Origin of the sequence: Rahnella sp. BCC 1045, assembly GCF_019049615.1 — a bacterium.
In the GTDB taxonomy this organism is placed as follows: Bacteria; Pseudomonadota; Gammaproteobacteria; order Enterobacterales; family Enterobacteriaceae; genus Rahnella; species Rahnella contaminans.
Window position 1 is genome coordinate 151,424 of the sequence record NZ_JAFMOZ010000144.1, and the last position, 14,220, is coordinate 165,643.

Sequence of the window (14,220 nt, forward strand, 5' to 3'; positions counted from 1 at the left end):
TAAAACAAAGAAAGCCCGACGGGCTTTCTTTTGCTGAAGCTTAACACGAGTTAACCGTAAGGCTTATTTGCGGCCAAGCAGCAAACCGAGCACAACGCCGATAGCGCCAGCGGCGATCAATCCTGACAGCGGATTTTCTTTAATCTTTTCTGCAACATCTGAAACCGCATCACTTGCCTGAGCAGAGTATTTTCGCGCCGCGCCTTTCAGCTGATGTTTAGGTGAGTCCACAAAGTCCCCAAATTGCTTCTGCGCTTCGCCAGCAAACTCGTTCGCTTTGTTTTCAACCTTATCAGCCAGACGATCTGCATCATTATCGAATTCTTGAGATGACATTTTAGTGCTCCTTTGTTTGTGTCAGTTTTTAAGCGTAGTCGTAAAACCTGATGTCTGCCGGTTTCGCGCACAACGGCATGGCACAATTAGGAGGATTACCCAATAGCAATATTACCCGCGGTTTTTCGCTGAGCCGTCGCAGACCAGCATTCCCTGTGCTTCCAGCCCTGAGCGCACGTCATCTTTAATGCTGTCAGTGATGAAAATATGGATATCGGAGATATCGGCAAATTTGGCGAATGCGTCACGGCCGATTTTGGTTGAATCTGCCAGCAAAATCACGCTGGTCGAACAGGTAATCATCTTCTTTTTAAACGCGGCCTGACGCACATCTGGGGTTGTCGCGCCATTTTTTAGCGTAAAACCGTTGGTGCCCATAATGGCTTTATCGATGATCAGATCAGACAAACTGTTGTCGTTACTAAACGGGATCACGCAATGAAGTTGCTTGCGCACCGCGCCGCCAATAAAGAACAGATTTACCACGCCCGGCGAATCTTCCAGCGTCAGGGCAATTTTTAGATCATTAGTGATCACCGTCAGTTGCTGGCGTTCACCCAGAATTTTCGCCAGTTCCAGCGTGGTGGTGCCGGTATCGAGCAACAGCGTATCGCCGTCTTCAATCTGCTCAAGTGCGAGCTGTGCAACCATGACTTTCGCATCATGATTGCAGACTTCTTTTTCGGTGGACATCATCTCCACGCCGGTTTTACTGCGGATCAGCACGCCGCCGTGCGTCCGCGTGACCAGCATGTTCTTTTCCATTTCACGAAGATCATTACGGATCGTGGAAGTCGAGACTTTAAAGATCTGGCAAAGTTCGGCGACCGTGGCTTTCTTGTTTTCCTCCACAAACGCCAGAATGGCCTGCTGGCGTTCGAGTGAAAAAACTTTATCTTCCGAATGATCGTTCATGATTTTTCTCAGTGTCCGGCGGGTTATAAAACGAAGGCCACTTTCAGCGCCTGTCCTGAACGGGCGGCGCTGAAAGCCTCGTCATATTGTTCAAGAGTGTACTTGTGAGTCAAGATTTCTTTCAGATTTATCAGTCCATTGGAAATCATTCTCAGGCTTTCCCGATACTGACGTAAATTCTGCCCGCTCATGCCCGTCACCGTGATCTGCCGGTAATGAATAATGTTGGTATTCAGGCTGACCATTTCTTTACCGTGCGGCAAACCGCCGAAGAACAGCACGCGGCCATTCAGCGCCGTCAGTTCAAACGCCAGCGACTGAATTTCCGCACTCGACGCCGCCGTAATCACCACGTCACAGCCGCGATTTTGCGTAATACGCATGACGTCCGCCAGCGTATCGGTACCGCTCACGGGCACAAAATCCGCATCAAAATGACACGCCATCGCCAGCCGTTCCGGGTTGATGTCGCTGATCAGCACTTTTCCGGCACCCGCCGCTTTATGCAACATGGCGTGCATCAGGCCAATTGGCCCCGCGCCAATCACCAGAACCGTATCGCCGACGCGGGTATGGCAGCGCTCAAAGGCATTATAAACACAGGAGAAAGGCTCAATCAGCGCGCCTTCTTCAAACGAAACGTGATCCGGCAACGCCACGATATTTCCCTGCTGCACGGCGCGGGCGGGGATCACCACATAACGGGCAAACGCGCCGTTTTTCTGAATACCCAACGCCTGGAATTCCTTGCAGGTTTGCGTATTGCCGCTTATGCAGCTGTCGCAGGTGCCGCACCCGTAGTTAGGGGCAACCGCCACGCGCATTCCCACACGCCATTCAGGGCTGACGTTCGCCCCGGTTTTCTCAATGATGCCCGATAATTCATGCCCCAGCGTTAGCGCCTGTGGCGACTGGCGATGGCCGTTGGCGAACATCCGCAAATCGGTACCGCAAATCGCCCCGACTTTACAAGCCAGCAGCACTTCGTCTGGCGCGATTTCGGGTTCTGGCAGGTCGGTTAAACGGAGTTCACCTTTGGCAAATAACTGAATTGCTTTCATAACAGCCTCTCAATGGTTACAGGACGGAGCGTCTTTTGCTAAACGGGGTGTTGATCAAAAAATCGACTCAATGTGAATTCTTGTGAGTTTAGTCATGCAATTACCGATGTCAATCGTTTATTATCGCTTTGCTCTTGATGTACGCATAAACGATAACAAACGATAATTAACAGCAAAAGGGAAAGCCAGTATGAGGATTTTTTCAGAAGACACCGTGATGTTGGATCTGGATGTTCAGGATAAAGACGACGTTCTGCGGCAGATGGGCAAAAAGATAGAAGCGACCGGGTGCCTGAAACCGGGCGGTTTCGATCACTTCATGGCGGCCATCCGTAAAAGAGAAGTTGAGTTCTCAACGGCAGTCGGCCACGACTTCGCAATCCCGCACGGCAAGAGTGACGCGGTTACATTGCCGGTTATCGCTTTTGCACGACTGGTGAAGCCGGTGTTATGGGATGCCGAAGAAAATGACCGCGCGCAGTACGTCTTCATGATTGCCGTTCCGGAAGAAAGCGCGGGTGATGAACACATCAGGATCCTGATGAAACTCGCTGGCGCGATTATGGAAGATGATTTCCGTGACCCGATTGCTGCGGCAAAGGATCAAGCGCAGGTCATTGAAATTATGACCCGTTACGTTGATTAACCTCTTCACATTCTGCTCTGACCTGCATTTAACTGATATCGATAGTAAACGATAATTAACAGGGTAAATCAGCAGTAAATGACAGATCGGAGAAATCACCCTTATGGAGCCAGAATCATGTCTACCAGAGAAAAGTTTTTTGTCGCAGTAACGGGATGTCCGACGGGGATCGCCCATACGTTTATGGCGGAAGCCGCGCTGACAAAGGCCGCAAAAAAAGCCGGTGCGGGGATCCGCGTTGAAACCAACGGGGCCGTGGGCATTGGAAACGCGCTGACGGCAGAAGAAATCGCCCGGGCCGATATGGTGATTCTGGCGTCCGACAAGGCGGTGGAAATGGCACGATTCGACGGTAAGCCGTTAATCCGCGCGTCGGTCGGCCACGGCGTTAAAAAAGCCACTGAACTGGTGGCCCGGGCGATGGCCGGTGAAGAAGCCGTTTACCGGCACGAACAAACCGCAACGCCTGATAATGAAAAACCTGCCGCCGAAAAAGCAGAGCGCCAGGGCGCGGGGCGGTCTGTCTATATTTCCCTGATGAACGGCGTGTCGAACATGTTGCCGTTTGTGGTCGCAGGCGGTGTGTTAATCGCCATTTCCTTCTTCTGGGGGATTTACTCATTTGACCCGACCAGCGCGCAATATAACCCGATTGCCGCCAGCCTGTTTAAACTCGGTAAACTCTCGTTTTCATTAATGGTGCCGGTCTTCACCGCGTTTATCGCGTACTCCATTTCGAACCGCCCTGGTTTTGTAGCCGGATTCGTCGGCGGCCTGCTGGCGACCGATATCGGCGCGGGCTTTCTTGGTGGCATTATCGCGGGCTTTTTCGCCGGTTATTTCATGAAATGGATGCTGCATATCACCCGTTCATTTCCCCGTTCGCTGGAAGGTTTCAAGTCTATCTTCCTGATGCCGCTGATTGGTGTTCTGGTGGTCGGCGTCTTCATGCTTTCTGCCGGTTCGACCATCGCGGCTTTAAATAAAGGCATGATGGTGTGGCTGGCCGGGCTGGAACACGCGAACCCGTTATTGCTCGGCATTGTGATTGGCTGTATGAGCGCGTTTGACCTCGGTGGCCCGGTGAACAAAGCTGCGTATGTGACGGGAACGATGTTGCTGGCCGAGCAGGGCAACGCATTATTTATGGCCGGCGTCATGACCGCCAGCATGGTGCCGCCGCTGGTGATTGCCTTTGCGACTGTGATGTTCAGAAAGTATTTCGAAAAAGAGGAGCAGGCCGCCGGGCTGGTGAACTTTATTCTCAGTGCGACGTTTATTGCCGAGGGCGCGATTCCCTTTGCTGCAAAAGATCCGCTGCGTGTGATCCCGATACTCATGCTGAGCGCCTCGATCGGTGCCACGCTGACCTTCTTCTTTAAAGTCGCGGTGCCAGCCCCGCACGGCGGGCTGATTATTCTTCCGCTCGTCACGCACGGTTTACTTTGGGTAATTGCTATTCTCAGCGGCGGACTGACCGGTGGAATTATTTACGGATTATACCGAAAGGCGAAATTTAATAAATCCGCGCTGGCTGTTTAAAAACATTAATAAGGAGGCAGAACGTTATGATTGCATCGAAAATACGCTTTATTAATCCCATGGGATTTCACAGTCGTCCCTGCGCAACATTTTCGAAAATGGCGAAGAAATTCGACTGTAATGTCAGGCTGGTGAATAAAGAAAAAGAGGCCGATGGCAGAAGTATGCTGGCACTGATGAAACTCGGCATCGTTCATAATTCAGCAATTACTTTACTCTGCGAAGGCGAACAGGAAAAAGAGGCCAGCGAAATACTAAGCCAGTATTTATCTACGCTGGTGGAAGAAGCGGGCTGAATCCCTTTTTGTCGTAATCCATAAATTTATTTGCCGGCAGGCAACTCCCTGAATACTGAAACCTGATTAAGGAATAGAAAATGAAATACTCTGCTGAAAAACTGGCCGCATTCTTTGACCATACCAATCTGCATGCGTATGCGACCAAAGAAGATTTCCAAAAACTGTGTGATGAAGCGAAGGAATACGGTTTTGCGTCTGTTGCTATCAACTCCTGGCCAGTCGCCACCTGCCGTCAAATGCTGGAAGGTTCATCCGTGCTGACCGGCGCGGCGATTGGTTTCCCGCTGGGGCAGATGACCATTGCCGCCAAAGTGTTTGAAGCACAGGACGCCGTTAATAATGGCGCGCAGGAATTCGATTACCTGCTGAATGTCGGCAAAGTCAAAGAGCATGACTACGCTTATATCAGAGAAGAAATGGCGGCGATGGTGGCTGTCGCCAATAAAGCCGGGATTGTGTCGAAAGTCATTTTCGAAACCTGTTACCTGACGACAGATGAAATTATTCAGGTCGCCAAAATCGCTGCTGAAGTGAAACCGGGCTTTGTTAAAACCTCCACAGGATTCGGCACTGCGGGCGCAACGGCTGAACACGTCAAATTAATGAAAGAACACGCGGGCGAACACGTTCAGGTTAAAGCTGCGGGTGGAATTCGCACGCTGAGCGACGCGCTTGCCATGATTGATGCAGGCGCAACGCGTCTGGGCAGCTCTGCCGGAATAAAAATCGTTAATGAACTTCTCGCTGCCAAATAGTATTCAGAAAACTGGCCTGTGATACAGGCCGGTAAATAACGAAACATGCCCTGACTGAGGCTGAAAATGAATAAAATGATTAATGTGTGTCTGATTGGTTGTGGCCGCGCGGGGATGATTCATGCCCGGAATTATAACGGTAATCTTCGTCATGCCCGGTTAATTGCAATATGCGATCCCGACGAGGGGAATCTGGCGGAAGTGCAGAAAGAACTTCAGGTGGAATATCAATATACCGATTATCGCGAAGCCCTGAAAAACGCAAATATTGATGCCATTGTGGTGGTGACACCGACGCATTTACACCGCGATATTGTGGTTGCCGCCGCGAAAGCCGGAAAACATATATTCTGCGAAAAGCCGATGGCCGGAACGGAAGAAGAATGCAACGACATGATCGACGCATGCCGGGAATATAACGTCAAATTACAATTAGGTTTTATGCGCCGTTTTGATGAGAATTTTAAAACGGGCAAGGAGGTGATTGAAAATAAAACTGTCGGCGAAGTGACGTTACTAAAATCACTGACCCATGGGCCGAGCGAGCCTAAAGAGTGGATGTTCGATATTTCCAAAAGTGGCGGGCCGGTTGCTGAAGTGAATAGCCACGATCTCGATACGCTCAGGTGGTACGCCGGAGCCGAAGTGAGCATGATCCACGTCATCGGCCATAATTTCCGGTCACCGGAAAAAGCCGCGGAATACCCCGACTATTATGATACCTGCGCCGTCATGATGCAGTTCACCAACGGCATCATCGGCATGATCGACGGCGCGCAGTACGTCCGTTACGGCTACGATGCCCGCGCGGAAATTCTCGGCACGCATGGCATTGTCAAAGTTGGCCGGCAGAACAGCAATAATGTTGAAGTGGTGACGCAAGACAAAACCATTCAGGCGCAATCCATGCCGTCCTGGACGAAGTTATATCTGGAAGCCTACGTGCGCGAAGCCGAAGCCTTTATCGACGCCATCCGTCACGACACCGGAACACAGGTCACCGGTCACGACGGAAAAATGGCGCTGATTCTGGTGCGGGAAGGGCTGAAGTCCCTTCGCGAAAAGCGCCCGGTCTTTATTGAATAATCTGCCCGTATGAATAATCTGCGAGTTATAAGATAAGTAAATGTGATTCCGGCATGATTTCCCGCGTATCCCGAAAAACAAATTTCGTGAATGTGGGATATCATGCGGTATGCGTAATCCGGGACGTGGCTTTTCGCGGGCAATTCCGTTCACATTGTGTTCTGAATTAATCACTGTAACTCAATGAATATTCAATAAAATGGACATCAAACAGCTTATTTATCTCTGATATCAATGATTAGCCAACTTGATATCATCCCTTCCAACTAAACCTCACTAAAATCCACGCTAACCCCAGATCAAATAACTAATCATCCTCATACATACCAACCTAACCTCACGATTCATCATCATTACCAACGGAAAAGTATGTACACCTCAAAGTACATAATCTAATGTTCCTCGCATTGGATTTTATCTTATGTACTAAAAGAGGACGTCATGGCTCTTACTGATAGTTACCTGCGGTCTGTGTTAGGAAAGGATTCTGACAGCGTTTTTGAAAAATCAGACCGTGATGGCCTGTCTGCCAGAATTAGCCGCAAGGGCAAGGTTGTCTTCCAGATACGCTATATGCTGGCCGGAAAGCAGCGGCGGTTAGATATTGGAACGTATCCTGGCATGAGCCTGAAAGAAGCCCGAGACGAAAACATTAAGTTAAGAAGGGTGCTTGAAGAGGGGCAGAACCCATCGGAGTATCTTGCTAACAGGATCCTCGAAAGACAAACCGCTATGAGTGTTGAGGACGTTGTCAGGGAATGGATCAGGGTTTATGCCTCCGCAAACGTGAAGGGGCACGCTCAGATTCTGCGCTCGTTTGAGTTGCACGTATTTCCAACGATAGGGAAGATGAAGCATGATTCTGTCAATCAGCATGTATGGCTCAGATTGATAGAGGGCGTTCAAAAAGAATCGCCATCGATTGCAAGACGGTTGTTATCAACTGGATCACAAATTCACTCGTGGGGTGTAAGGCGAGGGGATATTACAACGAAGCCGCTGGAAGGAATTTCAGCGCAGGATATGGGGATAAAGCGAGGGGTAACGACCAGGGTACTTGATGATGATGAAATCAGGCTGGTCTATGACGCGCTCAAGCTTTCCAAAATGACTGAGAAGAACAAAATTCTTGTTAAGCTAGTCATGCTATTTGGCTGCCGATCAGGTGAAATCATATCTTCTAAGGTGAAGCACTTCGATTTTGTTAAAAACGTTTGGACTGTTCCTCCGGAGAACCACAAGGGAGGGAAAACAGGAAAGTCGATTTTAAGACCAATAATTCCAGCTGCTAAAGAGCTTATCAAGGAGGCCATGAGGCTTAATGGCGGTTCTGATTACCTCTTTGAGCGCGCATTCAATGAGCCACGAATAAGCCGCCCCATGGATAGCTCCGCCGCGCTGTCATTGCCAAAAACAATTATCGCTTGGACATACCGACACAAAGGCATACTTATGCCGCATTGGACAATGCATGACCTGAGGAGAACAGCAAGAACGCGATGGTCAACGCTCGCAGCCCCTCATGTATGCGAAGTTATGCTTGGGCATAAGTTGCCTGGAATATGGTCTGTTTACGATCACAACGACTATATGGAAGAGCAGAGGAAGGCTTATCAAGCGTGGGATGATGAACTGGTGAGGATACTTGCTGGTTGAGCGTTACGCTGTAACTTTCCGAATTGCTCTATTTCCTCTCTTAAATAAAATCCTCGAAAGACCGGATCAGGAAAGCTCTTCATGTGCTTCTGTCCGGTTCTTCTGTCTCTGCTGTTCCAGTTATGAATCGTCTCGGGCTTTCTGCGGAAAAGCTCAGCTACTTCTTTGGTGCTCATATATGGAGATTGCATGCTTACCTCTGCTATTTACCTGCGAACACCCGATAGACATGCACATTCAGCCATAGCCATGGTTCATGCCGCTGCGGGCAGAATGGCCTAGCTTGAGGTGAGTATTTATCGAGTAGTTCGCGGAGTGATTGAGTGTTGTCTTTACTGCGGAGTTCGGTGAGGAGTTTCTTTGCGATGCTTCTGACTGCGTTTTCGGCCTCTTCTGGCGTCATGGTCTACTCCATCTTGCGGTAACCTGCGTTGTAGAGTGCGGCCATCTCTTCTTTAGTAAATCTGATTGCGGCTGGCAGCGTGTAGCCCACATCACGCATTGCCTCGATAGCCTCATCCCTTGCCACATCTTCAGGTGAGCGGATAGGGCGGAAGCTTAGTCTGGCGTTACTGTAAGACTCGACATTGTCGCTTCGGTAATCATGTAAAACCACCACATCGCCACGCATATACTCAACTCGAAACTCCGTCCAGACACGTGAATCATCGCACTCAAAATGGACTTCTACATTGACTCCCGCAGGTATTGGATATTCGCCATCCCAAACCTGAGATGGCTTACTGATAATCAAACCCCTGCATTTTCCACCATTATCCGAATGGTCGGTTCCACACGTTTTACAAATCGCTAAACCTTTCATTTCCACACCCCATAAGCAAAAAGACTTACAGCAACCCAGCACAATCCGCAGAACGCCACGCCGATTGCCCACAAAGCCCAAACTGGTAATTTGTTCATTTCGTAACTCCCACATATTTCCATTCGCCTTTGCCATCCAGATACGGACATGCGCCGCCTCCTGGAGCTATCACTAATCTTCCAATCCCATCATCGTCAATTATCCTGCAAGTCATCCCGTACTTGCTCCAGACTGGGTAATACTTCCCTGCGGTGAAATGCTCACTTCCGATGTAAGCAGTTTTGATGTACACGTCAGGGTCGGTCATAATTTATTGTCCGAGTGCTTTGGCGATGACTGCCTTTGCTGCATTGAAAACGTCAGTGTCACGGTCAGCAATTGCAATGACAGACTGCAACGCTTCAAGCAACTCTGGGGCGGCGGCAATCACCGGCATATCCCATTGACTGACATTGACGCAGACCATTCCATCAGAGGCTTTAAAGGCGTGAATTACATCGCCATCTTTGCCGGTTACCTCACTGCTTAAACGGTTGTGGCTATTACTGGTAAACCACTTCCATGGATAAGGCGTTCCCATAAACTTAGTCATGCTGCATCTCCAAATTCAAACACGCGTGATTTGTTCTTGCTCTTGGCCTTCTTCACAGGCTTAGCTATTCCCGCTACCTGCTTGCATGGCGGCATCACACAATTACCACCAAGCCGAACTCTTGCCCGTGCGTTCATGTTGAATATGTGCCGTGCAGTCCAGTCGCATCCGTCGTCGGTGTAGTCGGGGCGAGTGTTGATTCTCAGGTCGTCTTCAAACATGGTCAGCCCCTATGCGGAATCTTTATCTGTTGGGTTAATGAGAATGCCGTGCTTCACTATCTCTAAGCAGCCGATGCATTCAGCCACTCCAAGTTCTCCGTTGTATTCGTGAATCAACTCGTTCATCCGCTGAACAAGTTCGGCACAAAGTGGAAATTTCCGCTCGGTAGATAAGTGAAGAACTGTCATGGGCTTTCTCCAGATGTAAAAAAACCGCTCTAGGCGGCTGGTTTGTGCTTCGTTCTGATGCTCGGCGCTGCTAGCGTCTCCATCGCTTTTGCATATCCCTCTGCCACGCCATCACTTCGACCGCGCTCGTAAACCTCTCTGGCAAAGTGCGTCCGTGGGATGCTCATTTCATCCTTGCGAAATATCGGCACTCCTGCGACTTCACCGACTTTCTCGTTGAGATAATCTTCAAATGATGGCATGGGGATACCTCATGTTGCAGGCGTAAAAAAAACCGCGTTACGCGGCTATTGGTTTTGCTTTTTGGTGGCTATTTATTCCACCATTGAATAACGAGTAAAACGAGAAGACCGATGATGCACCATGTTCCACCACTGATTTCGGAAAGGTATTCCATATCACTCGCCATCCTTCACGATGCCGCCAGCGGCTTTAATTGCTGCATTCCATCCAACTGCAATGAATTGCGCTTGAGCAGGTTCGCAATCATAAATCTCAGCCAACTGTTTAAACCCCATGCTTATTTTACTCGGCAACACGACCGGCTTTTGCGGGGCAGTGAATAACGGCACATCGCTGTCAAATCTTTTCATAAACCATAGGCATGACTCATAACAAAGATTGTTTTTATTGCTGTACTGAGAAATAGCCCTTGCATCACTCGCGCTAACCCAAGCCACCGGCACCTGATCGCCTTTCAGCTCACGGATGGCGATCAGTTCGTCGAGTGCTGAAACATAGCTGTCATGGCACAAAGAGGCGGAATGCTTGCGCATCTTTTTCAGTTCTTCAATGCTCAGTTGTTTCATCATTCCACCTTAACCGTAAAACCGGCTGCGTTGATTGCTTTAATAGCGTCTGTATATGTCAGGATTGCCGGGTCTGAATCACGCCTATTAGGCAGCGCCACGGGATTAGCCAGTTTGGCTTTCAGCTTTGCAATTTCCTCCCGAGCCGCAAGCAATTTGCGTTCCGCTGCTTTCTCGCGATGCAATGCCTTATGCAGCTCTTCCTCTGAACCGGCAGCCCGCTGGCGTTCTGCTTCGAGCTGTTCGCGCAACTGCTTGTTTTCGTCAAATAGTCTATTGCTTTCAATAGCCAGTTCGCCAACTGTGCGGCCACCTTCTGGGGATGCCGCAAGTTTAAATCCTAACCACATGTCGTCAATCTTCTCGTTAGCGTAGCCGCCTGACGTAATGCGAAGCGACTGTATATAAAACAAGCTGCACTTTTCCTGCCGAGCGGTGAGGTTTTCAAACATATCACGCAGCGCCTTGATATCTGTTTTGTCAGTCATGATTAGCCTCATATACAGCGATTGCGAACCCGCGCGGAGTTGCGCTGCGGATGTTCTTTGTTTTCAGTGACTTGCCCCCCAGGCGTTCATATTGCTTTGAATATCCAGGGTCGCAATAAACTGGCTTCCTATCCGGCATCACAAATCCGTTCCCGCACCATATGCCTGTGTTTTTTGGGTACGCATCGCGGGCGTTAATGTAATCGGGATACGTGGGATGCACGTCGTCCTCTGGCAGGTACCCGCCGTATTCCCACGGATTAAATTTATATTCCGGCCTGGCGTATTGAGTATTAAGCACGTTCACCGCTGGATTTTCTGATGCAAACGGGCATCCAATTAAATCCGCAACCGCTTTCGGCAACTTAAATAACTCAACAGCCTGCTTCTGCTTAACCCTTCGGTCTGGGTGCATTGGGTGCGGCCTGCGTTCCTTAAATGGCAGATGCTTATCATCGGGGTGATAAAGCCACCTTGCTCCCGTCGTGGTAAGGTAGGTACATTCAGGAAAGCCGACGACAATCCGAACTCCACCACCAACCATCTCGGCAATATCCACCGCGTGCTGATGAATCTGGTCATGATGGAACCACATGCCCACCTTAAGAAGATTGCCCTCACGCTTAACGCCTGGCTCATGCTGACCATCGAACAGCCAGCACTCATAACCTGCATCAATCCACGGTTGTGCCATCAGGCCGGTGAAGTCGTAGAGGAAGATGGCCTTCTTGGTTGTGTCAGTCATGAGGTTGCTCCTTCAGTTTCATCACGATTCCGTCACCAAATTTGCGATTAATGAGGCTGGACTCATCGACTACGTAGCCTTTCGCTTCGTACTCGGCAATCTTCGCTCGCTCTGATTTTTTACTGTTGCAAAACAGGGTTGCTGTGGGTGCGTTACTCATGATGTTGATCCTGGATTTGTTACGCAAACTGAAATCCGATAATAATCGCCAGCATCAAATACAAAACCTCTCGCAAAATCAGACAGACCATCCTTAATAGTTTTCTTTGCTTTCTTGTCAGCCAATGCCTGCACTTGTTTTTTGCTCATCTTCATGATGTTGAAGTTTGCATCTGTTAATGGGCCGCCGATTCCATAAACTGGCTTAATCATCCCTTCCTCCCAGCGCGCAGATTGGCGGCGAACTCAACGCCACTGAAAATTATGCTTTTCAGGACTTTGTAGACGTTGCTGGAAGTGGAAAGAATTGCTGCTTTAGCGCCCAGCCTGGTAGTGAACTCATCCACACCCTGTGCGCGGAGTTCTGCGGTGAATGCGTCGGTGGCTGGCGTTTCAGTTGAACGGTACAGCGCTACAATATCGTCCGTCTCGCAAGGCTCTTCGTGAGAGCAATTTTCGCAGACAACGAATCCGGCTGCGTGTTGCTCGATTAATTCCTTCAGCGCAGCATTTTCAGCCACCAGCCCATGCACGTACTCAATGACCAGCTTGCTGTGTGCGCCTTCACCTTTGATGCCGAGTGCTGCGGTAACGTTATCTTGCGACAGCTTCAGCTCAAGATTTTCACGCAACAGTTCCTGTATTTGTTGCCGGTAATACTCTCCACAATAGTGATGTCCACTCATGCCGTGTACCCATGAGAAGCCGCAATCACAGTTGTGTGTTTTCACTTCACTCATAATGTGTTCCTTGAAAGAGGGTTATGCGGCCTTAAGCCGACTTAGCTTCATGCGTATAGATTGCAGAGTGCGGCCTGTTTGGGCGGCTGCTTCTTCGGGCGGGAGTGTCTGGGCGATATGCAGGTCTTCCGCTGACCATCGATTCATCGGCTGAGTAGGCTGAATGCCAAGTTCGTAAGCCTTTCTGATTACCCCTTCCTCTGTCCTGTTCAGATGCTTTGCTAACTCAGGAAGCGGCATTGTTTTGATGTTTTTGCTGAGGAATTTAATCTCTGTTGTGAGCCAGAATTTGTAGGCCACGGGTCACCTCCATTGCTCTCCGAACTCAAACCCAATCTCAGCAAGTGCTTCATCCATTTTGCTGATGAACTCCGGCACCATCTCGTCAAATTCATCCATGAACTTCTGGTCGCGCTCGACCACAACGTGATGCAGGCCTTCACGCTTCATGCGCGGGTCGTAGTTTGCGAAGTACCAGGCATCCTTACCGGTGACCCAGAGGCTGTACTGAATCTGTGCCATGTACTCTGCCTTGATGGCGTCAAAACCACCCAGTCTGAACTTCATAAACACTGCGCTGGTGTACGGGCTCTTCAATTCCAAGCCTTTCCCGTCGCTACAATCACCATCAGGTGAGCAGGCACAGCGAAGTGTTTCGTCTTTGAAGATGATCGGCACATCGGTAACTTTCACATCAGTGGTAAACTCAAACAGCGACCTTGCTGATGCTTCGTATTCTTTCCCCCACGCCAGAGGCTTTGCATTTACCTCAACCACATTCCCTGTGCAAACCTCACCTAACAACGTGTAGAAGTAAGTGAGCTTGGTATCTGTCCACTTGGTGCCGCTGCGTGGCTTTGAGATGACCTTTCCGGCTTCCGATGCCGTAATGACGCCTAGTCTTAGTCGTAGCCAGTCAATGCTTCCCTGCTGCGTGGTGCGGACGTCAATCCCTGTCCGCTGCAAGATGATTTCTGGTGTCATGTCAAACCTCTATGGATTTGCGTATTTTGTAACTGTTGGTTTTCGCCCCGCCTGATTCAGAGAAATTATTTATTCTCTCGATGTATGAATCCCGAACCAACAAGCGGATGCAGCTGCTAACCATGGTTATCTGAAGCCCAGTTTCACGAGCTATTTCCTTATAGGTAACCGTGA

General features: G+C 49.6%; 21 protein-coding genes. 6 read left to right on the forward strand and 15 right to left on the reverse strand.

Translation table 11 applies throughout. The features are described 5' to 3' along the window. Window positions 1–63: 63 nt before the first annotated feature. The 3 genes from J1782_RS24830 to J1782_RS24840 all read right to left on the reverse strand — a co-directional run bounded on the left by J1782_RS24830 (window position 64) and on the right by J1782_RS24840 (window position 2,312). Window positions 64–336 carry a YqjD family protein gene (locus J1782_RS24830; RefSeq protein ID WP_101078878.1) on the reverse strand — a complete coding sequence of 91 codons (273 nt, stop codon included), beginning with the start codon at window positions 334–336 and terminating at the stop codon, window positions 64–66. Window positions 337–447: 111 nt separating this feature from the next. Then, window positions 448–1,251 carry a DeoR/GlpR family DNA-binding transcription regulator gene (locus J1782_RS24835; protein ID WP_217154108.1) on the reverse strand — a complete coding sequence of 268 codons (804 nt, stop codon included), beginning with the start codon at window positions 1,249–1,251 and terminating at the stop codon, window positions 448–450. A 23-nt stretch (window positions 1,252–1,274) separates the two neighbouring features. Next, window positions 1,275–2,312 (reverse strand): alcohol dehydrogenase catalytic domain-containing protein, encoded by a 1,038-nt coding sequence (locus tag J1782_RS24840; protein ID WP_152326131.1) that lies wholly within the window; start codon window positions 2,310–2,312, stop codon window positions 1,275–1,277. Window positions 2,313–2,502: 190 nt separating this feature from the next. On the opposite strand from J1782_RS24840, the gene J1782_RS24845 reads away from it, so the two are divergent. The 6 genes from J1782_RS24845 (at window position 2,503) to J1782_RS24870 (ending at window position 8,296) form a co-directional block, all read left to right on the forward strand. After that, window positions 2,503–2,958 carry a PTS sugar transporter subunit IIA gene (locus J1782_RS24845; protein ID WP_217154109.1) on the forward strand — a complete coding sequence of 152 codons (456 nt, stop codon included), beginning with the start codon at window positions 2,503–2,505 and terminating at the stop codon, window positions 2,956–2,958. A gap of 117 nt (window positions 2,959–3,075) precedes the next feature. After that, on the forward strand, window positions 3,076–4,500 hold the full coding sequence (locus tag J1782_RS24850; RefSeq protein ID WP_217154110.1) for a PTS fructose transporter subunit IIC: 1,425 nt from the start codon (window positions 3,076–3,078) through the stop codon (window positions 4,498–4,500). A gap of 26 nt (window positions 4,501–4,526) precedes the next feature. After that, the gene (locus tag J1782_RS24855) at window positions 4,527–4,796 is read left to right on the forward strand and encodes an HPr family phosphocarrier protein (protein ID WP_152326134.1); all 270 of its coding nucleotides are present in this window, start codon (window positions 4,527–4,529) and stop codon (window positions 4,794–4,796) included. Window positions 4,797–4,876: 80 nt separating this feature from the next. Continuing rightward, window positions 4,877–5,554, forward strand: a complete 678-nt coding sequence (deoC, locus tag J1782_RS24860) for a deoxyribose-phosphate aldolase (RefSeq protein ID WP_217154111.1) — start codon at window positions 4,877–4,879, stop codon at window positions 5,552–5,554. 66 nt (window positions 5,555–5,620) lie between these two features. Continuing rightward, complete coding sequence (locus tag J1782_RS24865; RefSeq protein WP_217154112.1) at window positions 5,621–6,640, forward strand: Gfo/Idh/MocA family oxidoreductase; 1,020 nt, start codon at window positions 5,621–5,623, stop codon at window positions 6,638–6,640. A gap of 441 nt (window positions 6,641–7,081) precedes the next feature. Beyond that, window positions 7,082–8,296 (forward strand): site-specific integrase, encoded by a 1,215-nt coding sequence (locus J1782_RS24870; protein WP_217154113.1) that lies wholly within the window; start codon window positions 7,082–7,084, stop codon window positions 8,294–8,296. A gap of 406 nt (window positions 8,297–8,702) precedes the next feature. On the opposite strand, the gene J1782_RS24875 is transcribed toward J1782_RS24870, so the two are convergent. From J1782_RS24875 to J1782_RS24930, 12 genes are all read right to left on the reverse strand, one after another. Beyond that, window positions 8,703–9,233: a hypothetical protein gene (locus J1782_RS24875; protein ID WP_217154114.1), complete on the reverse strand. Its 531-nt coding sequence runs from the start codon at window positions 9,231–9,233 to the stop codon at window positions 8,703–8,705. A 196-nt stretch (window positions 9,234–9,429) separates the two neighbouring features. Continuing rightward, window positions 9,430–9,711, reverse strand: a complete 282-nt coding sequence (locus tag J1782_RS24880) for a hypothetical protein (RefSeq protein ID WP_254303162.1) — start codon at window positions 9,709–9,711, stop codon at window positions 9,430–9,432. Next, the gene (locus tag J1782_RS24885) at window positions 9,708–9,932 is read right to left on the reverse strand and encodes a hypothetical protein (protein WP_217154115.1); all 225 of its coding nucleotides are present in this window, start codon (window positions 9,930–9,932) and stop codon (window positions 9,708–9,710) included. The genes J1782_RS24880 and J1782_RS24885 overlap by 4 nt, the downstream gene beginning before the upstream one ends. A 218-nt stretch (window positions 9,933–10,150) precedes the next feature. Then, window positions 10,151–10,363, reverse strand: a complete 213-nt coding sequence (locus tag J1782_RS24890; protein WP_217154116.1) for a hypothetical protein — start codon at window positions 10,361–10,363, stop codon at window positions 10,151–10,153. A 156-nt stretch (window positions 10,364–10,519) separates the two neighbouring features. After that, a complete protein-coding gene (locus J1782_RS24895) occupies window positions 10,520–10,933 on the reverse strand; it encodes a hypothetical protein (RefSeq protein ID WP_217154117.1) in 414 nt (137 codons plus the stop codon). Continuing rightward, a complete protein-coding gene (locus J1782_RS24900; RefSeq protein WP_217154118.1) occupies window positions 10,930–11,418 on the reverse strand; it encodes a hypothetical protein in 489 nt (162 codons plus the stop codon). Before J1782_RS24900 ends, J1782_RS24895 begins: the two co-directional genes overlap by 4 nt. Beyond that, window positions 11,411–12,163: a Dcm methylase gene (locus J1782_RS24905; RefSeq protein WP_217154119.1), complete on the reverse strand. Its 753-nt coding sequence runs from the start codon at window positions 12,161–12,163 to the stop codon at window positions 11,411–11,413. The genes J1782_RS24900 and J1782_RS24905 overlap by 8 nt, the downstream gene beginning before the upstream one ends. After that, window positions 12,156–12,323, reverse strand: coding sequence for a hypothetical protein (locus J1782_RS24910; protein ID WP_217154120.1), 168 nt, complete (start codon window positions 12,321–12,323; stop codon window positions 12,156–12,158). The genes J1782_RS24905 and J1782_RS24910 overlap by 8 nt, the downstream gene beginning before the upstream one ends. Further along, window positions 12,320–12,535: a hypothetical protein gene (locus J1782_RS24915; protein WP_217154121.1), complete on the reverse strand. Its 216-nt coding sequence runs from the start codon at window positions 12,533–12,535 to the stop codon at window positions 12,320–12,322. The genes J1782_RS24910 and J1782_RS24915 overlap by 4 nt, the downstream gene beginning before the upstream one ends. Next, window positions 12,532–13,062 (reverse strand): hypothetical protein, encoded by a 531-nt coding sequence (locus J1782_RS26445; RefSeq protein WP_254303163.1) that lies wholly within the window; start codon window positions 13,060–13,062, stop codon window positions 12,532–12,534. The genes J1782_RS24915 and J1782_RS26445 overlap by 4 nt, the downstream gene beginning before the upstream one ends. Before the next feature lie 21 nt (window positions 13,063–13,083). Then, a complete protein-coding gene (locus J1782_RS24925) occupies window positions 13,084–13,362 on the reverse strand; it encodes a hypothetical protein (protein ID WP_217154122.1) in 279 nt (92 codons plus the stop codon). Between the two features lie 3 nt (window positions 13,363–13,365). Continuing rightward, window positions 13,366–14,046: a YqaJ viral recombinase family protein gene (locus J1782_RS24930; protein WP_208950676.1), complete on the reverse strand. Its 681-nt coding sequence runs from the start codon at window positions 14,044–14,046 to the stop codon at window positions 13,366–13,368. Window positions 14,047–14,220: the final 174 nt, after the last annotated feature.